The following is a 19,202-nucleotide window of genomic DNA, read 5'->3' as shown; positions in this document are numbered from 1 at the left end:
TCTTTTTCGATAAAAATGTTTGGGTAATTTAAAGAAAATCTTTTTATTTGCATAAGAAATTAATTAATGTGTAAATAAAAAGATTTTTTAATATATGGACAACACATTTTACCATGAAAACAATTTAAGCGGTCTAAAAAGATCAGATTTTCAGAAAAGCATAAATGGAAAAGAAACAGATTTATTTATTCTGTCTAATGAAAACAATGCTGAAATAGCAGTAACCAATTATGGAGGAGCTATACTTACAATAATGGTTCCTGATAAAAATGGAAACATCGAAAATGTAATTCAAGGACATGATACTATCGAAAATGTTATAAATAGTCCAGAACCATTCCTTAGTACATTAATAGGTAGATATGGAAACAGAATTGCAAAAGGTAAATTCAAATTGGATGGTAAGGAATACCAACTCACGATAAATAATGGTCCTAATTCACTCCATGGTGGACCAACTGGATTTCATGCCAGGGTATGGGATGCTGAGCAGACTAGCAAACAAAGCCTTACACTACATTATCTGTCTAAAGACGGAGAAGAAGGTTTCCCTGGTAATCTTGACATTACAGTAGTTTATACATTGTCAGACAATAATGAACTAATAATAACATACACAGCTAATACCGACAAGAAAACCTTGGTTAATCTTACACACCATGCTTTCTTCAGTTTATCAGGAGTTAAATCTCCTACTGCTTCTGTAGAAAATAACATCTTAACAATTAACGCAGATTTCTATACTCCAATAGATGAAGTATCTATCCCTACAGGAGAAATAAGTAAAGTAGAAAATACTCCTATGGATTTTAGAATGCCACAAATTGTAGGTAGCAGAATAAATGACAAATTCCAGCAATTAATTTATGGTGCAGGTTATGACCATTGTTATGTACTGAACAAGGAAGAACAAGGTTCATTGACTTTTGCTGCAAAATGTATTGAACCAAACAGTGGAAGAAGTATTGAGGTTTACACTACAGAACCAGGAGTACAGCTATATACTGCAAATTGGCATAATGGATTCAAAGGCTATCACGGGGCTACATTCCCAGCTAGAAGTGCAATATGCTTTGAAGCGCAACGCTTCCCTGACACTCCAAACAAAGGACATTTCCCTTCAGCAGTGCTACTCCCTGGAGAAACATATCATCAAGTAACAATTTATAAATTTGGAATAGAAAAATAATAAACCTAATAATTAATCATTTTATCTTTTAAACAAATTATGAACCAACAAAAACAAAATGGCAAATTTATTGCAATCATTACAATGATTTTCCTTTTCGGTATGATTGCTTTCGTAACCAATCTTGCCGCCCCAATGGGAATCGTATTGAAGAACCAGTTCTCGGTATCAAATGCCCTCGGAATGCTAGGCAATCTTGGTAACTTTATCGCATACGCTGTTATGGGTATTCCTAGTGGAATATTATTAACTAAAGTAGGATATAAAAAGACAGCACTTATAGCAGTAGCTATAGGTTTCATAGGTGTAGGAGTTCAATATCTTTCTGGTCATGCATCACCTTCATCGGCATTTGCTGTTTATTTGGTAGGAGCTTTCATTTCAGGTTTCTCTATGTGTCTGCTCAATACTGTTGTAAACCCTATGCTTAATAAGCTTGGTGGTGAAGGAAATAAAGGAAACCAGCTTATCCAGATTGGTGGATCATTCAACTCTGTTATGGCTACAATCACACCGATGTTTGTGGGTATACTTATAGCAGGCTCTGTGGAAAAAGCCACAATTTCACAGATTTTCCCTGTAATGTATACGGCTATGGCTGTATTTGCACTGGCATTTATTGTTTTGCTTTTTGTTAATATACCAGAACCTGCAGCTACAAAGACAAGTGAACCGATAGGAAACCTGATGAAAGGTGTACTTCGTTTCCGCCATTTCGTTTTGGGAGCAATTGCAATATTCGTATATGTTGGTATAGAAGTGGGAGTTCCAGGAACTTTAAATTTATTCCTTACAGAAGAAGCAGGTAAAGGTGGAGCTGGAATAAACACAACAATAGCAGGTTTTGTTGTAGGTACATATTGGTTACTGATGCTTGTAGGTCGTTTGGCTGGTGCATCATTAGGAGCAAAAGTTTCAAGTCGTGCAATGATGATATTTACATCAGGACTTGGTTTAGTTTTAGTATTGCTGGCAATTTTCTCTTCAACACAAACTATGGTTGACCTTCCTGTGCTTCAACAAAGTGCTACAGGCAGTCTGTCATTTGGATTGGCAAAAGTTCCTGTAAATGCTATGTATCTCGTTCTAGTAGGTATATGTACTTCTATAATGTGGGGTAGTATCTTTAACCTTGCAGTAGAAGGCTTAGGAAAATATATAGCAGCAGCATCTGGTTTATTTATGGTACTCGTTTGTGGTGGAGGTATTCTTCCACTGATTCAAGGTTGGGTTGCCGATGTTGCAGGTTTTATGAGCAGCTATTGGGTAATTGTACTTGCCCTTGCTTACCTTCTCTTCTACGGTCTCGTCGGATGCAAGAACGTAAATAAAGATATTCCTGTTGAATAATTAACTAATAATCATGGTAGTATTTTATTAATAGTACTATCATGATTTTATTATATTAACCTTTTAATAATTTATAATCATGGACATAGAATTTGTAAGAAGTCGCTTCATCAAGCATTTCGACGGTACTACCGGCTATATATACGCCTCTCCAGGACGTATCAACCTCATAGGTGAACATACAGATTATAACGGTGGATTTGTATTCCCAGGCGCAGTGGACAAAGGAATGTTGGCTGAAATAAAACCAAATGGAACAGACAAAGTTTGTGCATATTCAATCGACCTTAAAGATTACGTAGAATTCGGTCTTAATGAAGAAGATGCACCTTCTGCAAGCTGGGCAAGATATATTTTTGGTGTATGCCGTGAAATGATTAAACGCGGTGTTAACGTTAAAGGATTTAATACTGCATTTGCTGGAGACGTGCCTCTTGGTGCTGGTATGTCATCTTCAGCTGCATTGGAATCAACATACGCATTTGCATTGAATGACCTGTTTGGTGAAAACAAAATTGACAAATTTGAACTAGCTAAAGTTGGTCAAGCTACAGAACATAACTATTGCGGTGTTAAATGTGGTATAATGGACCAGTTTGCTTCTGTATTTGGAAAAGAAGGTAGTCTTATCCGTTTGGATTGCCGTTCTTTAGAGTACCAATATTTCCCATTTAAACCAGAAGGTTACAGACTTGTTCTTGTAGATTCTGTTGTTAAACATGAACTTGCATCATCTGCATATAACAAACGCCGCCAAAGTTGTGAAAATGTTGTTGCAGCAATCAAGAAAACTCATCCAAACGTAGAATACCTCCGCGATTGTACAATGGATATGTTAAACGCAGTGAAAGGTGAAGTCTCAGAAGAAGACTACATGCGTGCGGAATATGTTATTGAAGAGATTCAAAGAGTACTTGATGTTTGTGACGCTCTGGAAAAAGGTGATTACGAAACAGTAGGACAAAAAATGTATGAGACTCACCACGGTATGAGTAAACTATATGAAGTAAGCTGCGAAGAATTAGATTTCTTAAATGATATTGCATTTGACTGCGGAGTTACTGGTTCACGCGTCATGGGTGGTGGATTTGGTGGATGTACAATTAATCTGGTTAAAAATGAATTGTACGAAACATTCATCACAACAGCTAAAGAACGCTTCAAAGAGAAGTTTGGACGTAGTCCTAAAGTTTATGATGTTGTAATTGGTGATGGTTCTCGTAAAATCTGCTAATAATAATTCATTGCAATAAAAAAAGAGCTGTTTTTTAAAACAGCTCTTTTTTTATTGCAATGTTTTTGAAAAACGAGTTATCAGAAATGATATCAATGTTAATGCTACTCCAACAAATACAACACCATTCCACAGCAAAGCATGCCAAAAGATTCCTGCTAAAAATGTTCCAACTGCTCCACCAATAAAATAAGTAGTCATAAATATTGTATTAACTCTATTCGAAGCATTAGGCAAAGATGTAAGAACATAAGTCTGATTACTTAGTTGAATACATTGCATACCAATATCTATTAACATTATACCTACTATAAATCCTGCATAATAATCTTGGAAAAATAACATTATAAACCATGAGACTATTATAATCAGACATCCTGTATAGTTAAGTCTTTTTACTCCAAAGATACGTACATACCGTCCTACAAGCGATGCTGTCAAAGCTCCTGCAACCCCACATAGTCCTAACATGCCTATAATGTTGTTTCCTGCATAAAATGGTTCACCACTCAATTTAAAAGCCAAACACGCCCATAAAGAGAGGAAACTTCCAAAACACAATCCTGCTCTTAATGAAGACAGACGTATATCTTTTCTTTGTTTATATATAATAAACAAGGATTGCATTAGTTCTTTATAACTTCCCTTATAATTTACAGTCATATCAGGAATCAACTTCAGAACTATAAATATACAAACCAACATTATTATTGCTGCAAAAAGATACATAGTTCTCCATCCCAAGTACTCACCAATAAATCCACTAATAACTCTTGAACCTAAAATACCTGTTAATAAACCACTAACAAGAACTCCAACATTCTTGGATTTTTCTTCCGGTCTGGAAAATTGAGAAGCGATTGGTATAAATATCTGTGGCATAACTGAACAAATTCCAGTCACTAATGAAGAGACTATTACAAAACCAATCTTTTGAGATAAAGCAATTGATAGCATTGAAACAGATAACAATGAAAAATTTATCACAATAATCTTTCTCCGACTATACAAATCACCTAAAGGGATTATAAACAGCAAACCTATTGCGTAGCCTATCTGAGTTACCATTGGTATTAGGTTAGCAGTAAATTCACTTACATTAAAATCACGACAAATGTCGTTTAATAAAGGCTGATTATAATACAAATTTGCTACAGCCAATCCAGATATTACAGCTAATGTCATTAGCAGAAATCCGGGTATTCCTTCATTTTCTATCAGTTTATGTTTCATACTGCAAACTTAAAAAAAAAGCTGCACTAGATACATATAATTAATAAAAAACACACAAGAAACATGCATATAAAGAATTAAATCCTTAACTTTACAGATAAAAAACATATAAACATGAAAAACAAGATTATTAAAACGCTATTTGTATTAGTAGCATTAAGCACCACATTAACAACTTATGCGTCAAGGATTGACACAATAATGATTAAAAGTGAAAAGATGAATAGGAGTATAGAAGTTGTAGTAATTGTTCCTGAAAAGGCTATAAACAATCATCCCTGCCCTACACTTTATCTACTACATGGATATAAAGGAAATGCTCATACCTGGCTCGGTATAAAACCGGAATTACGCAATATGGCTGACAATGATGGAATTATAATAGTATGTCCAGATGGGGAGAACAGTTGGTATTGGGATAGCCCTATAAACGCTAACAGTCAATTTGAAACATTTGTTTCAAAAGAATTGGTAGAATATGTTGACAATAATTACAATACTATTAAAAACCGTAATGCAAGGGCAATCACAGGATTAAGTATGGGTGGTCACGGTGGATTATGGCTATCTATAAGACATAAAGACATATTCGGAGCTGGAGGTTCAACTAGTGGAGGAGTAGATATACGTCCTTTCCCAAATAATTGGAAAATGAAGGAACAATTAGGCGAATTTAGCAGTAATCAAGCAATATGGAATAAGCACACAGTTATAAACCAACTTGATAAAATAAACAACGGGGACTTGTCTATAATATTTGATTGTGGAACAGAAGACTTCTTCTTAGAAGTAAATAATAATCTACATAAAGAACTACTAAAAAGGAAAATTAATCATGATTATATTGTACGTCCGGGATCTCACAATGGAAAATATTGGAATAACAGCATAGAATACCAATGGCATTATTTCTGCAAATTCTTTAATGGATATAGAAACAATATATCAAAATAAAAGTTTGAAAAGATTAAAAAACGATGTAATTACAAAAATTACATCGTTTTTTTAATTGCTTCAAAAAATGACATTAACACTCAATAATAACCGATTTACGGGCAGGAACAACAATATCCTCTCTTAAATCGATTTTCTTTCCACTTGAAATTTCTTTCCCCTCAACACTCTCATTAATCAAAGCCTTGTAATGATTGCTTAAAAGAACTTGTTCAATGTCAGTGCTGTTTAAAACAATAAGTTCTGTTTTACCCTCTACATTTCTTGAATACACATACAAACCTTGCTGAGGTACATGATACTTGACTGTTCTTTTTGTAGTCATAATTTAGTCTTTTAGTTTAATTTCCTCGCAAATATATCCTAATATTAAATTATCAATTTGAATATTTATAATAAAAAATACTTAACCTGACAACTTTTTGATATAAATCAAGAAAAAAGCATTTTATATACAGATTGATAAAATATAATTATAAAAAAAGTCAGACAAGCAATATTAAATACCACTTGTCTGACTTTCTTATATACAATAAATAACTTAAATCAAGAATCCCAACAAAATACCTGCTGCAACAGCAGAACCGATTACACCAGCAACATTCGGACCCATTGCATGCATCAGCAAATAGTTACTTGGATCATATTCCAGACCTACAACTTGAGATATACGCGCTGAATCAGGTACGGCAGATACTCCGGCGTTGCCGATAAGAGGATTAATCTTATTGTCTTTCTTCAGGAACAAATTGAAGAACTTGACAAACAATACACCTGAAGCTGTTGCTATGATAAATGACAAAGCACCAAGTGCAAAAATAAAGATTGAATCACGAGTCAAGAACTCAGAAGCCTGAGTAGATGCACCAACTGTAAGTCCTAACAGGATAGTGATAGTATCAATCAACGGACCACGTGCTGTCTCTGCAAGACGACGTGTAACTCCACTTTCCTTCAACAGGTTACCGAAGAACAACATTCCCAACAATGGAAGACCTGAAGGTACAAGGAAACATGTAAGCAACAGCCCTACTATAGGGAACATTACTTTTTCTGTATGCGAAACGGCACGAGGAGCTTTCATACGGATAAGACGCTCTTTCTTTGTTGTGAGCAGACGCATGATAGGCGGCTGAATCACAGGGACGAGAGCCATATAAGAATATGCCGAAACCGCAATCGCACCCATTAGGTTAGGAGCCAGTTTGGATGAAAGGAATATGGCTGTCGGACCGTCCGCACCACCGATAATACCGATAGCAGCTGCTTGCATAGGGTCGAAACCGAATTCAAGCGCAAGCATATAAGCTCCGAATATACCAAACTGTGCCGCAGCACCGATAAGCATCAGTTTAGGATTTGATATCAATGCTGAGAAGTCTGTCATAGCGCCGATACCAAGGAAAATAAGAGGCGGATACCAGCCCGACGTTACACCCTGATATAAAATGTTAAGCACTGAGCCTTCCTCATAAAGACCTACCTTGAGGCCGGCTTCCATATTGAAAGGAATATTACCGATCAGAATACCGAAACCAATAGGAATCAGCAACATAGGCTCAAATTCCTTTGCCACTGCCAGATAGATGAAGAATATACCGACAAGAATCATTATCAGATGCTGCGGGGTAGCATTGAAGAAACCGGTATATGTCCAGAAATCTGCCAGGTTATTCTGCAAAAAACTAACAAATTCTCCCATATTATTCAACAATTATAAGGTCAGTACCTTCAAGAATAGATTCACCTTTGCTTACTTTGATAGAAGTAACTTTACCGTCACGGTCGGACTTGATATCGTTTTCCATCTTCATTGCTTCTAGAACGAGTAAAGTCTGACCACGTTTGACTGTATCGCCTTCCTTAACCTTTATATCAAGAATTACTCCTGGCAGAGGAGATTTGATTCCTGATTTGCTTCCAGCCACAACAGGACGAGACACTGCAGGTGGCGGAGCGGCAGGAGTAGTAGCTGCTGTACGAACTACCGGTTTGATTTTAGGTGTTGCTGATTTTTCCAGTTCTACGGTATATGAAGTACCATTAACTTCTACCTTTACATTGTTGTCTTGTATATCTCCAACAGTAACCTTATATAAGTTACCGTTTATCTTATATTTATATTCTTTCATACGATTAAATTTTATCAAAGTTATTTCTTGTTCGGAGTTTCACGCAAAGTATAAATCTTAGAACTCCATGGCGAGTAACTGCGTTTTACGCGGCTTATTGTAAGGATAGTTTCTTCCACATCGTGATCAGCACCCTGAGCTTCGTGCAATGCCATAGATATCGCGGCAATAACTTCTCCTGGAGCTTCACCAAGTTTCATTTCCTTAGCTTCCTTATGGTCTGTCACATTCTGTGCTTTCATAGCGTTACGCTTACGCAAAGCAATTGCAGCCTTACCGACAAACTTAAAGCAAATATAAAGCAGAATCAGACCTGTAAATACTACAGCCATAGCCGAAATAGCCATACCGACACCTACCGGGTCGTGCTGTTCGAATTTATCCATCTTCGGATTGCTTTCTATGGTCTTGTTGTTAGTGCTTGGAGTAACATACTTCTCAGCACTATCGTCCTTCACTTCCCATTCGTTCAATCCGTCGCTTACGCGGGCATAAGAATAGTTTTCTTTAAGTACACCTGCCGGAACAACAACCTGATCAAGAAGCTTCTTGCCAGAATCATAAAGTCCAATCCAGTTCTCGTTTGTTTTGCTCAAAACAAAATTTGTGTGGAAAGTACCACGACGCGGTGCACCGTCCGCCCAAAACAATGTGTGTTGGCGAGGTTTCAAAAGAGTCAACACATCACCTTTTGGAATAAAATAAGTGGCAGTATCACCCGGCTGTGAGCTTACACGAAGCAAGCATCCTGCCAAATCGGCACTGCTATACGATTTGTTGAATATTTCTATCCATCCGCTGTGCAATCCGTAATCATCCTGGAAGTTACTCTGATTATCGACAAGCACTTCATTGATGACTACCTTATTGTTAGGCTTTTGTTCCTTGCAGGACGAAAAAGCCACCAACAGCATCAAAGAAAGGAACATTCCGATATTAAGTTTTCTCATCATATTTTCAGATTTTAATTTATTACAAAGGAATATTACCGTGTTTCTTCGACGGATTAGTAAGTTTCTTGGTCTGCAACTGCTGCAATGCACGTATAATGCGGAAACGGGTATTACGAGGCTCAATCACGTCATCGATATAACCATATTTTGCAGCATTATAAGGATTAGCAAACAGTTTAGTGTATTCAGCTTCTTTTTCAGCCATAAATGCCTTAGGATCTTCTGCTTCCTTAGCTTCTTTAGCATAAAGCACTTCTACTGCACCTGCACCACCCATCACGGCAATTTCGGCTGTAGGCCATGCATAGTTCATGTCACCGCGCAACTGCTTACAACTCATCACGATGTGTGAACCACCATACGACTTACGCAAAGTGATAGTAACCTTAGGCACTGTAGCCTCACCGTATGCATAAAGCAATTTAGCTCCATGAAGAATAACAGCATTGTATTCCTGACCAGTACCAGGCAAGAATCCAGGAACGTCAACAAGCGAAACGATAGGAATATTGAAAGCGTCGCAGAAACGAACGAAACGTGCTCCCTTACGTGACGCATTGCAGTCAAGCACACCTGCAAGGAATTTAGGCTGATTGGCAACAATACCTACAGACTGTCCGTTGAAACGTGCAAAACCGATAATGATATTCTTTGCAAAATCTCTCTGAACTTCAAGGAACTCACCGTTATCGACAATAGCACCGATAACTTCGTACATATCGTAAGCCTTGTTCGCGCTATCAGGAATAATCTCGTTAAGAGAATCTTCCAGACGGTCAATTGGGTCTGTACAATCTACATATGGAGCCTCTTCAAGGTTGTTCTGAGGAATATAGCTCAAAAGTTTACGGATCAATGCCAGACCTTCTTCTTCTGTAGAAGCAGTGAAATGAGTTACACCCGAACGTGTTGAGTGTACGCTAGCACCACCAAGATCTTCCTGTGACACATCCTCACCTGTCACTGTCTTGACAACCTTAGGACCTGTAAGGAACATATAGGATGTACCTTCCATCATAAGAGTAAAGTCAGTCAAAGCAGGAGAATAAACAGCACCGCCGGCACAAGGACCAAAAATACCGGAAATCTGAGGGATGACACCAGAAGCAAGGATATTACGCTGGAAAATTTCGGCATAACCGGCCAAAGCGTTTATACCTTCCTGGATACGTGCACCACCAGAGTCATTAAGTCCGATACATGGAGCCCCCATCTTCATGGCCATATCCATCACCTTACATATTTTCTGTGACATTGTTTCAGACAATGAACCTGCAGACACAGTGAAATCCTGTGCAAATACATATACCAATCGTCCTTCTATTGTACCGTAACCGGTAACAACACCGTCGCCAAGATAATGTTTCTTGTCCATTCCGAAGTTTGTACAACGGTGTTTTACGAACATATCCAGTTCTTCGAAGCTACCTTCATCAAGCAACATAGAGATACGTTCACGTGCTGTATATTTACCTTTAGCATGCTGTTTTTCAATAGCCTTTTCACCACCTCCCAGACGGGCCTGAGCACGCAGTTCAATAAGCTCTTTCACTTTTTCCAATTGATTACTCATAGTTATAAGTATTTTTAAAGTTTATAATAACATTTACCAGACGAGGCTGCATAAAATAAGTGAAGAGTCGGCTTACATAATAATATGCAAACTGACTCTTCAAATATATCTATAAAACAGTTATTCCAACCATCGCCTCAACCAGTATTTTATTTTTCACAAAGTTCTGTCAAAACCCCCATTGTTGATTTCGGATGAAGAAAAGCGATATTAAGGTTTTCCGCTCCCTTACGTGGAGCCTTATCTATAAGGCGGATTCCTTTACCTTCGGCATCTGCCAAAGCATTTGCTACACCATCTTCAACGGCAAAAGCCACATGATGCACACCCATTCCTCTATTCTCAATAAATTTAGCTATTGTACTTTCAGGACCTGTCGGTTCAAGAAGTTCTATTTTTGTTTCACCACATTTCAGGAATGCAGTTCTAACTTTCTGATCTTCTACTGTTTCGATGTTATAACATTTCAATCCCAATACATTTTCATAGTATGGCAGGGCTTCTTCGATACTGTTTACAGCAATGCCCAAATGTTCAATATGAGATATTTTCATAATGATGTTGTTTTTTTGATATTAAATTAAAGTTCATAAATTCTATAAGACAAAGAAAAGAAATTTGGATTAAAATACGAAACTTTTTCAGTAAATATTTATCCTTATTACTTTTTTATAACGTCTGAACTTTGATTTTGGAAACTTAACTTTGCAATCGACTGTTATATCAAACATATATCTTTTCCATTATCCTATTCAGCCATTTCCATTTCAGTTTGTACCACCGGCGGGTACTCAATTGCTTGCCTCCAAACCTCAATATAAAATCACGGTATCCGTATTTTTTAAAAGGAAGTCCGGCATCAATAAACTCAAAATGACTATAACCTTTCTCCCTTGAATACAGCATAGCATTCCATACAGCCAACACACCTGGGTATAGCGAAGGATAACTCTTGCGCATTCCACCGGAAAACAGCAGAAATGCCGTATCGTCAGAGAACAGACAACACGAGCCTCCAATAATCTTACCATTATATGAGACTGTAAATATTTTTCCCATCTCTCCGCATTCCTCACCAAGTTCCAGTAAAGACGTAAAGAAATCCACTCCGGGAAAATATTTGAACACTTTCGAAGAATAATAGTTCTTCAGCATTCTAAAAAGTCCTTGAACCTGCTGTTTGTTTTCTGCTACTCCCATTACAGCACCGTTTTTCAAAGCCTGCTGTATCTGTCGTTTTCTTGAAGCCCCCATCCACTTATCCAAAGTCGTGTGATGAATGGAATTAATCACCCTCAAACGTTTTATAGGAAAATATCCGTTCTTCCTGAAATAACGATATCCGAAAAGCGGTTCTGTCAAGTTTCTGAACTCTATCAGAAAGAAATTATCCTTGTTCCGGGCTGTAAAGTACGAAAGAAGTTCATCGAAAATCAGGTCATGCTTAATATCCGTATCGAAATACTCACCAGTATCATATATAACACACTTTCTTATAAACCAAGACTTTCTGATTACACACAATAATTTACCTATAGGTCTGTCCCCATCAAAGGCCACAAGCATAAAAGGAGTATATCCGGATGTCCGTTCAAGAATCCTAAACAGGCCTACCGAATGAAAGACGTTCTTCCCAGGAAGCTGAGGCAACGTTTCAGAGTGTTCATATGTAACCAAACGTATTGCCATATATCGCAAATTTACATAAAAAGTTTCAGCCTTTAAAACGAAAATCATATATTTGTGACTATCATTTTAAATTTTCACATATGAAAAATTTCAGCGACCTCATAAAATCAAGGCGCAGTATGCGCAAATTCACTCCACAGGAACTCACTCAGGAAGAAGTAGTCACACTGCTCAAAGCAGCACTCATGTCGCCAACATCCAAACGAACCAACTGCTGGCAGTTCATCGTAGTTGACGACAAGGAAATACTTGAAAAACTTTCATACTGCAAGGAAGCAAGCTCATCGTTCATAAAAGATGCGGCATTGGCAATAGTCGTAACAGCCGATCCCATGGCGAGCGATGTATGGATTGAAGACGCATCAATAGCATCCATCATGATACAACTGCAGGCAGAAGACCTCGGACTTGGAAGCTGTTGGGTACAATTACGCGAAAGATTTACGGCAAGCGGCATTCCATCAAACGAATACGTACACGAAGTATTGGATCTGCCACTACAGCTACAGGCTCTATCCATCATCGCCATAGGACATAAAGGAATGGAAAGGAAGCCTTTCGACGAGTCGCATCTGCAATGGGAAAAAATACATATCAACAAATACGGAGGAAAATGACAGTGGAATATTCAGAAAAACATCCTTCAATAGTAATGATTGGAGCCGGCAACGTAGCTACACATCTTGGAAAAGCATTCCACGAAGCCGGTTGCCATATAAAAATGATTTACAGCAGGACTCAGGAATCAGCCAAAGAACTGGCAGAAAGTATAGGTTGCCCCTACACTACAGATATAACATCAACAGACAGTGATGCAGACATATACATAGTTTCTTTGAAAGATTCAGTACTAGAACATATCCTTCCAAAATTGGTAAAATGCAACAGCAAAGCATTATTCGTACACACAGCTGGAAGCGTTTCCATAGACATCTGGAAAGGACTGACAAACAGATACGGAGTACTATATCCAATGCAAACATTCAGTAAACAAAGAAAGGTTAACTTTGACAATGTGTATTTCTTTGTTGAAGCTAATACAAATGAGGATACCGAATTACTTATCCGTACTGCATCACTTCTAAGCAAATATGTGTTCAGAGCATCATCCGAACAAAGAAAGTATCTGCATATATCAGCTGTTTTTGCTTGTAATTTTACAAATCACATGTATTCCATTTGCGAACACCTCCTAACCTCACATGGTCTTCCTTTTGGTTCTATGTTACCTTTGATTGAAGAAACAGCAGAGAAAGTACATTATCTTTCACCGGTACAGGCCCAGACAGGACCTGCACAACGCAATGACACAAACATAATGGAAAACCACATGCAAATGCTTAAAGAAGAAACTGAAATAGCAGAACTTTATGAACGTATAAGCAAAAGCATTCACAAGTTTCAGGAAACCAATAAACAAACATCTATATGATAAATTATGACCTGACAAAAATTAAAGCACTTTTCTTTGATGTTGATGGTGTTTTAAGCTCAGACACGGTTCCATTACATCCCAACGGAGAACCTATGAGAATGATAAATATAAAGGACGGATATGCAATCCAATTTGCAGTAAAGTGTGGATTGCACGTAGCTATAATAACAGGAGGACGTACAGAAGCTGTAAAACTAAGATTTGAAGGACTTGGAGTAAAAGATGTATGTATGGGTGCATCATTAAAGACAAAGGAGTATTATGAACTTATTCAAAAATACAACCTTAAACACGAAGAAGTCCTTTATATGGGTGACGACATACCTGACTATGAAGTTCTCCGGCTCGTAGGATTACCTTGTTGTCCGGCAGACGCTGCACCAGATATAAAGGCTATATGCAAATACATTTCACACCGTTGTGGCGGACAAGGCTGTGGACGAGATGTGATAGAACAAGTACTGCGTGCTCAAGACAAATGGATGTCGCATGACGAAGCATTCGGATGGTAAATCAAACAAAAAAAAATAAAAATACAATGTTAGACAACCTGAAAAAATACAATATAATACTGGCTTCAAATTCACCACGTCGAAGAGAATTGCTCTCAGGACTCGGTATAAACTATGAAGTAAAAGTCATCAATGGTGTAGACGAAAGCTATTTGCCACATCTTAGGGGAAGTGAAATTCCAGAATTTATTTCAAGGATAAAAGCGGCAGCATACCGTCCTCTCATGGGTGAAAACGACCTTGTAATAACAGCTGACACAATAGTATACGCCAATAATGAAGTACTTGGCAAACCCAAAGATAGGGATGAAGCTGTAAAGATGCTGAAAATTCTGTCAGGACATACCCATCAGGTAATGACAGGAGTAAGCCTAACAACATACGATTTTCAAAAAACTTTCTCATCTGTTTCGGATGTTACTTTTGATGTTCTGAGCGATGAAGAAATAAACTTCTATATAGATAACTACAAACCATACGATAAAGCTGGAGCATACGGCATACAAGAATGGATAGGTTTTATAGGAGTATCCGGTATAAACGGCTCGTACTTCAATGTTATGGGACTGCCGGTACAAAAATTGTACAAAGAACTTTGTAATATATAAGGTATGTAGAAAATAATAAAACTCCCGATATAAGTTTTATCAGATTATACCGGGAGTTTACTGTTTATTATATAATCAGAATTTATACCCCAAAGTAAAATAAATTGCAAAATTATAAGGTGAATTTCCCGAAACAATCTTACAAAACCCAAAATCAGCATCAAGTCCGACAGTCCAGTCTTTAAAATCAAGTCCAACCCCAGTCTGCACTCCTGCATCAAAACGATTATAACCGCTTGAGATGTATCTATCTTTCAAATACAAATCATCGAAAGTTGGCCATGACATAGTCATTGCATCTACCTGGGTTTCAGATCTGCCAGATACGCCATAAGCCAAATAAGGACCTACTGTAAAAACCATATCAAAATTAGAAGTTGCTCCTACGTGGAAAGCTGCAAGAAGTGGCATCTGAAAGTAATTCTGATTAACATTCACTTTAGAAAAAGTTTCGGAATCAGTAATAAAATCATTAAACATTTTGTAATTTGCTCCCTTAGACGTCCAGTTTAATCCAGTCTGAAAAGATACAAGCCAGTTAAGAGGAATATCAAGAGTCACTCCCACTTTATGATTAAACAAAGGTTTACTTCCATCAGCGCTTTTTCCCATCCACGCTGACATACCTGCTCCCACTTCAATACCCCATTTCACTTTATTTTGGGCTACAACCGGGAATATAGACAGAATTCCTACAATTACAATAAAAAGTTTCTTCATAATATTTTCAATTTATCCAATAACACAAAATTAAAAAATTAAATGATATTACCCATAACAAAATATCACAAAAAAATGCTTTGTCATTCGACTCAAAACGACAAAGCATTTTTATTAAAATGACAGTTCATTTTTTTATATGATTATCAGTCCTGATAATACACTCTTTTCACACGCATGGAAACGCTGGTCAATATCTCATAAGGTATAGTATCAAGCCACTCTGCCAATGTTGTGACGGGCAGGTTTTCGCCAAACACTTCCACCTTGTCACCTTCCTTACAGTCTATATCAGTGACATCTATCATACAAACATCCATACAAATATTTCCAACGTACGGAGCTTTCTTTCCATTTACAAGGCAATAACCTTTTCCGTTTCCCAGCTTACGGTTCAGTCCGTCTGCATAGCCAATAGGTATCGCTGCGATACGTGAATCTCTTTCCAGTATTCCCTTGCGGCTATACCCTACAGTGTCCTCTGCTTTCACATCATGTATCTGCAATATGGTAGTCTTAAGCGTACTTACGTTGTTTATCATTTTCCCGGTATAAGGATCTATTCCATATAATCCTATACCAAGCCTTACCATATCGAACTGTGCTCCAGGATATCTTTCTATACCGGCTGTGTTACAGATATGACGCAATATCTTATATGAAAATCCTTCCTGAAGTTTTGCTGCCGCCGCTTCAAATGTTTCAATCTGTCTGCGGGTAAATGCATCAAAACGATTGGAATCACTTCCTACCAGATGAGAAAACACCGAACGTGGTATTACCGCCGACTGACGTTTCAACCGGTCAACCAACTGTGGCAACTGTTCAGGCTCAAAACCTAGACGGTTCATTCCGGTATTGATTTTCACATGAATAGGGAAATTGCTGACACCTTCCCTCTCGGCAGCCTTTATAAGTTCTTCCAAAACATTAAAACTATACACCTCCGGTTCAAGGTGATAATCGAACATTGTCTTGAACGCCGTAAGTTCAGGATTCATTATTATAATAGGACAGTTAATTCCTGCCTTGCGCAAATCCGCACCTTCATCGGCCACTGCAACAGCCAAATAATCCACTCTATGCTCTTCCAGTGTTTTTGCAATCTCAAAAGGTCCAGCCCCGTACGCCGAAGCTTTAACCATGCAGACCATCTTGGTCTCCGGTTTAAGTTTATTGCGGAAATGATTTAGATTGTCAGTTAAAGCCCTAAGGTTGATTTCAAGTATCGTTTCGTGCACCTTTAGCTCCATGTAATCAGTAATATCGTCAAAATGGAACGCGCGTGCTCCCTTGATCAATACCACTTCATTTCTCAGCGAATCCAGTATTCCAGACTCCATGAGTTCAGAAGTCTTGTTGAAGAAATATTTTTCAATCTGGAAACGTGATGCCGATGCCGATATTTCAGGCCCTACACCGATAATCTTATCTACCCCACGGCTGTGTACAAGTTCTGCCACCTGTCTGTACAAGAGTTTGCTGGTCTGTCCACTCTCAAGAATATCCGACAAAATCAATGTACGTTTCTTGCCTTTATCTTCTGTTCTTCGCGACATGAAGTCAAGAGCAATATCCAATGATGCAAAATCAGAGTTATAACTGTCGTTTATCAGGATACAACCATTCTTTCCTTCCTTCACCTCCATTCGCATTGCCACAGGTTCCAGTGTAAGCATTCTTTCGGCTATCTCTTCCGGAGAAATCATCAGATACAGAGCTACGGCCAAACAGTTTATGGAATTTTCAATTGAAGCATCATCAATAAACGGAATACGATATTCCTTCATAAATCCCAAATAGCGGTATTTGATATCAGTATAGCTGCTGCACTTGTCTATACTTTCGATATACAGCGGACGCTCCATGTCTTTTGTGGACCACGCTATTTCCTTCGCTCCGAACAGCGATTTTGTCACACAACTACTTATAAGTTCATTATCGCCATTATAGATTACAACATCACAATCCTTGAACAACTGAAGTTTCTCCATACATTTGTCCTGAATGGATGTGAAATTCTCCTGATGAGCGCCACCTATATTCGTAAGGACACCTATGGTTGGACGGATTATTGGCTTCAATTCTTCCATCTCGCCCATCTCAGATATACCGGCCTCGAATATACCTATCTCAGTATTTTCGTTCATCAGCCATACTGACAGAGGTACTCCTATTTGTGAGTTATAGCTTCTTGGGGAACGGGTCACTACCCTGCTTGGACTGATGATATGATAAAGCCACTCCTTTACCACTGTCTTGCCATTACTTCCGGTAATTCCAATCACAGGAACATCGAACAGTTCTCTGTGACTTGCAGCAAGGCGCTGAAGCGATTTCAAGGTATTTGAGACCTTCAGAAAGTTGCAGTTCTGAAATTCTGACATATCTTCAGGCAAATCAGTAACCACAAAGTTTCTCACACCGCGGTTATACAATTCAGCTATATATTTGTGACCATCATTCCTTTTTGTCTTTAAAGCAAAAAAAAGAGTTTCTTCCGGAAAGCACAATGATCGGCTATCGGTAAGTATCCAGTCTATTTTAGCAGAAGCATCACCTATACGTTCTGCATTCAAAATGGATGTTATTTCTTCAATTGTGTGCGACATAATTCTATTTCCTTTTCGACGTCTAAGTACGTGAATTTTTCCTTTAGTCTCTCTATTTTTAACAGAATTTGACTTAAAAAATCACGATAAGCTTCACTATCCGGATTAAAAGGCCTGTGTTCCAAAGCCCGTGTTATTTCATTACACGCTTTTATTGCTTCCATGGTTTTCCTGCTAAAATACGTTTCTGAAAATTTTTCCCAAATATAATCAACAGCCTTTCCAGAGGGATGAAGCATATCGTCAGCATAGAAACGATAATCTCTAAGTTCGTCCATCATAATTTCATAAGAAGGAAAATAATAACAATTCTCGTTAGTAAAACAGATTTTATCTATTGCAAGCAATAATACTGACTTACTTATCTGATTGCCATGCATTCCATCCTTGGCATGACGTATCGGACTGACAGTAAAAAGAATTCTCAATTCTGGATTTAGAATTCTCAAATCTGCTATCAGATTAGAATAAGAACTTACAATCTCATCAACGTCAAGAAGAACACGTGAAAATAACTTTTCATTCAACTTATGACAATTACCTACTATACACCCGTTTTCATTCCATCTGTACACACGAGCTGTTCCAAATGTCAGAACAAGCCAGTCGGCATTCTTTATAAAATCATAACTTTCATCTATATGCCTGTTTATATTATAAAGACACTCATTAATATCATAAGAAGAAAAAGAGCTATGATGCATCAGGCTAAACCACATTCCATGGGATTCCATCAAATCGTTGGCCGTATATACTTTCTTATTAAGAATCTGAGTCAATGCTTCTTTAATCGACATCGGATTATAAAGTACCCCGAAAGGATTAATATCACATACGAATTTATTAGCGGATAACTTGTTTCCAATATTTTCGGTAAAACATGATCCTAGCAGCATTAATGTGTCAGAATGCTTTATCTCACACTGTCCTACAGGCAGTTCAGTCCTGGTTATCAGTTCCATATAAATCAATATCTATTATTTTTTCTTACAAATGTAACCACAATAT

General features: G+C 37.7%; 19 protein-coding genes. 8 read left to right on the top strand and 11 right to left on the bottom strand.

What is annotated here, in order from left to right:
• Nucleotides 1–94 precede the first annotated feature (94 nt).
• The 3 genes from Q0486_RS11605 to galK all read left to right on the top strand — a co-directional run bounded on the left by Q0486_RS11605 (nucleotide 95) and on the right by galK (nucleotide 3,773).
• Complete coding sequence (locus tag Q0486_RS11605) at nucleotides 95–1,189, top strand: aldose epimerase family protein (protein ID WP_299233390.1); 1,095 nt, start codon at nucleotides 95–97, stop codon at nucleotides 1,187–1,189.
• A 39-nt stretch (nucleotides 1,190–1,228) separates the two neighbouring features.
• On the top strand, nucleotides 1,229–2,539 hold the full coding sequence (locus Q0486_RS11600; RefSeq protein ID WP_299233387.1) for an MFS transporter: 1,311 nt from the start codon (nucleotides 1,229–1,231) through the stop codon (nucleotides 2,537–2,539).
• A gap of 79 nt (nucleotides 2,540–2,618) precedes the next feature.
• Nucleotides 2,619–3,773: a galactokinase gene (gene galK, locus Q0486_RS11595; protein WP_299233384.1), complete on the top strand. Its 1,155-nt coding sequence runs from the start codon at nucleotides 2,619–2,621 to the stop codon at nucleotides 3,771–3,773.
• A gap of 51 nt (nucleotides 3,774–3,824) precedes the next feature.
• On the opposite strand, the gene Q0486_RS11590 is transcribed toward galK, so the two are convergent.
• Nucleotides 3,825–5,006: an MFS transporter gene (locus Q0486_RS11590; protein ID WP_299233381.1), complete on the bottom strand. Its 1,182-nt coding sequence runs from the start codon at nucleotides 5,004–5,006 to the stop codon at nucleotides 3,825–3,827.
• A 114-nt stretch (nucleotides 5,007–5,120) separates the two neighbouring features.
• On the opposite strand from Q0486_RS11590, the gene Q0486_RS11585 reads away from it, so the two are divergent.
• A complete protein-coding gene (locus tag Q0486_RS11585; protein WP_299233378.1) occupies nucleotides 5,121–5,960 on the top strand; it encodes an alpha/beta hydrolase family protein in 840 nt (279 codons plus the stop codon).
• Between the two features lie 73 nt (nucleotides 5,961–6,033).
• On the opposite strand, the gene Q0486_RS11580 is transcribed toward Q0486_RS11585, so the two are convergent.
• From Q0486_RS11580 to Q0486_RS11550, 7 genes are all read right to left on the bottom strand, one after another.
• Complete coding sequence (locus tag Q0486_RS11580; protein WP_299233376.1) at nucleotides 6,034–6,285, bottom strand: cyclomaltodextrinase C-terminal domain-containing protein; 252 nt, start codon at nucleotides 6,283–6,285, stop codon at nucleotides 6,034–6,036.
• A 216-nt stretch (nucleotides 6,286–6,501) separates the two neighbouring features.
• The gene (locus tag Q0486_RS11575; RefSeq protein WP_287679913.1) at nucleotides 6,502–7,662 is read right to left on the bottom strand and encodes a sodium ion-translocating decarboxylase subunit beta; all 1,161 of its coding nucleotides are present in this window, start codon (nucleotides 7,660–7,662) and stop codon (nucleotides 6,502–6,504) included.
• 1 nt (nucleotide 7,663) lies between these two features.
• The gene (locus tag Q0486_RS11570; protein WP_204392771.1) at nucleotides 7,664–8,092 is read right to left on the bottom strand and encodes a biotin/lipoyl-containing protein; all 429 of its coding nucleotides are present in this window, start codon (nucleotides 8,090–8,092) and stop codon (nucleotides 7,664–7,666) included.
• 20 nt (nucleotides 8,093–8,112) lie between these two features.
• On the bottom strand, nucleotides 8,113–9,042 hold the full coding sequence (locus Q0486_RS11565) for an OadG family transporter subunit (RefSeq protein ID WP_287679923.1): 930 nt from the start codon (nucleotides 9,040–9,042) through the stop codon (nucleotides 8,113–8,115).
• Between the two features lie 22 nt (nucleotides 9,043–9,064).
• Entirely contained in the window at nucleotides 9,065–10,618 is a 1,554-nt protein-coding gene (locus tag Q0486_RS11560; protein WP_154044645.1) for an acyl-CoA carboxylase subunit beta, read from the bottom strand.
• Nucleotides 10,619–10,767: 149 nt separating this feature from the next.
• Nucleotides 10,768–11,172 (bottom strand): methylmalonyl-CoA epimerase, encoded by a 405-nt coding sequence (gene mce, locus Q0486_RS11555; RefSeq protein ID WP_154044646.1) that lies wholly within the window; start codon nucleotides 11,170–11,172, stop codon nucleotides 10,768–10,770.
• A gap of 169 nt (nucleotides 11,173–11,341) precedes the next feature.
• The gene (locus Q0486_RS11550; RefSeq protein WP_299233369.1) at nucleotides 11,342–12,307 is read right to left on the bottom strand and encodes a GNAT family N-acetyltransferase; all 966 of its coding nucleotides are present in this window, start codon (nucleotides 12,305–12,307) and stop codon (nucleotides 11,342–11,344) included.
• 80 nt (nucleotides 12,308–12,387) lie between these two features.
• Between Q0486_RS11550 and Q0486_RS11545 the strand changes: the two genes are divergently transcribed.
• From Q0486_RS11545 to Q0486_RS11530, 4 genes are read left to right on the top strand one after another with little or no spacing between them, the layout of a single operon-like run.
• A complete protein-coding gene (locus Q0486_RS11545) occupies nucleotides 12,388–12,924 on the top strand; it encodes a nitroreductase family protein (RefSeq protein ID WP_154044648.1) in 537 nt (178 codons plus the stop codon).
• Entirely contained in the window at nucleotides 12,921–13,739 is an 819-nt protein-coding gene (locus tag Q0486_RS11540; protein ID WP_299233366.1) for a DUF2520 domain-containing protein, read from the top strand. Before Q0486_RS11545 ends, Q0486_RS11540 begins: the two co-directional genes overlap by 4 nt.
• A complete protein-coding gene (locus tag Q0486_RS11535) occupies nucleotides 13,736–14,254 on the top strand; it encodes an HAD-IIIA family hydrolase (RefSeq protein ID WP_299233363.1) in 519 nt (172 codons plus the stop codon). The genes Q0486_RS11540 and Q0486_RS11535 overlap by 4 nt, the downstream gene beginning before the upstream one ends.
• Nucleotides 14,255–14,280: 26 nt before the next feature.
• Nucleotides 14,281–14,862, top strand: a complete 582-nt coding sequence (locus Q0486_RS11530; RefSeq protein WP_299233361.1) for a Maf-like protein — start codon at nucleotides 14,281–14,283, stop codon at nucleotides 14,860–14,862.
• Nucleotides 14,863–14,937: 75 nt separating this feature from the next.
• Here the strand turns inward: Q0486_RS11530 and Q0486_RS11525 are convergent, their stop codons facing one another.
• The 3 genes from Q0486_RS11525 to Q0486_RS11515 form a co-directional block, all read right to left on the bottom strand.
• Entirely contained in the window at nucleotides 14,938–15,582 is a 645-nt protein-coding gene (locus tag Q0486_RS11525; protein ID WP_299233358.1) for a porin family protein, read from the bottom strand.
• 146 nt (nucleotides 15,583–15,728) lie between these two features.
• On the bottom strand, nucleotides 15,729–18,194 hold the full coding sequence (locus tag Q0486_RS11520; protein ID WP_299233355.1) for a bifunctional UDP-N-acetylmuramoyl-tripeptide:D-alanyl-D-alanine ligase/alanine racemase: 2,466 nt from the start codon (nucleotides 18,192–18,194) through the stop codon (nucleotides 15,729–15,731).
• Nucleotides 18,170–19,156 (bottom strand): GSCFA domain-containing protein, encoded by a 987-nt coding sequence (locus tag Q0486_RS11515; RefSeq protein ID WP_299233352.1) that lies wholly within the window; start codon nucleotides 19,154–19,156, stop codon nucleotides 18,170–18,172. Before Q0486_RS11515 ends, Q0486_RS11520 begins: the two co-directional genes overlap by 25 nt.
• Nucleotides 19,157–19,202: the final 46 nt, after the last annotated feature.

It is taken from the genome of uncultured Bacteroides sp. (assembly GCF_937912035.1).
In the GTDB taxonomy this organism is placed as follows: domain Bacteria; phylum Bacteroidota; class Bacteroidia; order Bacteroidales; family Bacteroidaceae; genus Phocaeicola.
The sequence above is the reverse complement of the archived record's forward strand: the minus strand, read 5'-3'. Positions and strand labels throughout refer to the sequence as shown.

Coding starts and splice junctions, on each gene's coding strand:
- Q0486_RS11605 (WP_299233390.1), top strand. CDS start 95: ATGGACAACACATTTTACCATGAAAACAATTTAAGCGGTCTAAAAAGA.
- Q0486_RS11600 (WP_299233387.1), top strand. CDS start 1,229: ATGAACCAACAAAAACAAAATGGCAAATTTATTGCAATCATTACAATG.
- galK (WP_299233384.1), top strand. CDS start 2,619: ATGGACATAGAATTTGTAAGAAGTCGCTTCATCAAGCATTTCGACGGT.
- Q0486_RS11590 (WP_299233381.1), bottom strand. CDS start 5,006: ATGAAACATAAACTGATAGAAAATGAAGGAATACCCGGATTTCTGCTA.
- Q0486_RS11585 (WP_299233378.1), top strand. CDS start 5,121: ATGAAAAACAAGATTATTAAAACGCTATTTGTATTAGTAGCATTAAGC.
- Q0486_RS11580 (WP_299233376.1), bottom strand. CDS start 6,285: ATGACTACAAAAAGAACAGTCAAGTATCATGTACCTCAGCAAGGTTTG.
- Q0486_RS11575 (WP_287679913.1), bottom strand. CDS start 7,662: ATGGGAGAATTTGTTAGTTTTTTGCAGAATAACCTGGCAGATTTCTGG.
- Q0486_RS11570 (WP_204392771.1), bottom strand. CDS start 8,092: ATGAAAGAATATAAATATAAGATAAACGGTAACTTATATAAGGTTACT.
- Q0486_RS11565 (WP_287679923.1), bottom strand. CDS start 9,042: ATGAGAAAACTTAATATCGGAATGTTCCTTTCTTTGATGCTGTTGGTG.
- Q0486_RS11560 (WP_154044645.1), bottom strand. CDS start 10,618: ATGAGTAATCAATTGGAAAAAGTGAAAGAGCTTATTGAACTGCGTGCT.
- mce (WP_154044646.1), bottom strand. CDS start 11,172: ATGAAAATATCTCATATTGAACATTTGGGCATTGCTGTAAACAGTATC.
- Q0486_RS11550 (WP_299233369.1), bottom strand. CDS start 12,307: ATGGCAATACGTTTGGTTACATATGAACACTCTGAAACGTTGCCTCAG.
- Q0486_RS11545 (WP_154044648.1), top strand. CDS start 12,388: ATGAAAAATTTCAGCGACCTCATAAAATCAAGGCGCAGTATGCGCAAA.
- Q0486_RS11540 (WP_299233366.1), top strand. CDS start 12,921: ATGACAGTGGAATATTCAGAAAAACATCCTTCAATAGTAATGATTGGA.
- Q0486_RS11535 (WP_299233363.1), top strand. CDS start 13,736: ATGATAAATTATGACCTGACAAAAATTAAAGCACTTTTCTTTGATGTT.
- Q0486_RS11530 (WP_299233361.1), top strand. CDS start 14,281: ATGTTAGACAACCTGAAAAAATACAATATAATACTGGCTTCAAATTCA.
- Q0486_RS11525 (WP_299233358.1), bottom strand. CDS start 15,582: ATGAAGAAACTTTTTATTGTAATTGTAGGAATTCTGTCTATATTCCCG.
- Q0486_RS11520 (WP_299233355.1), bottom strand. CDS start 18,194: ATGTCGCACACAATTGAAGAAATAACATCCATTTTGAATGCAGAACGT.
- Q0486_RS11515 (WP_299233352.1), bottom strand. CDS start 19,156: ATGGAACTGATAACCAGGACTGAACTGCCTGTAGGACAGTGTGAGATA.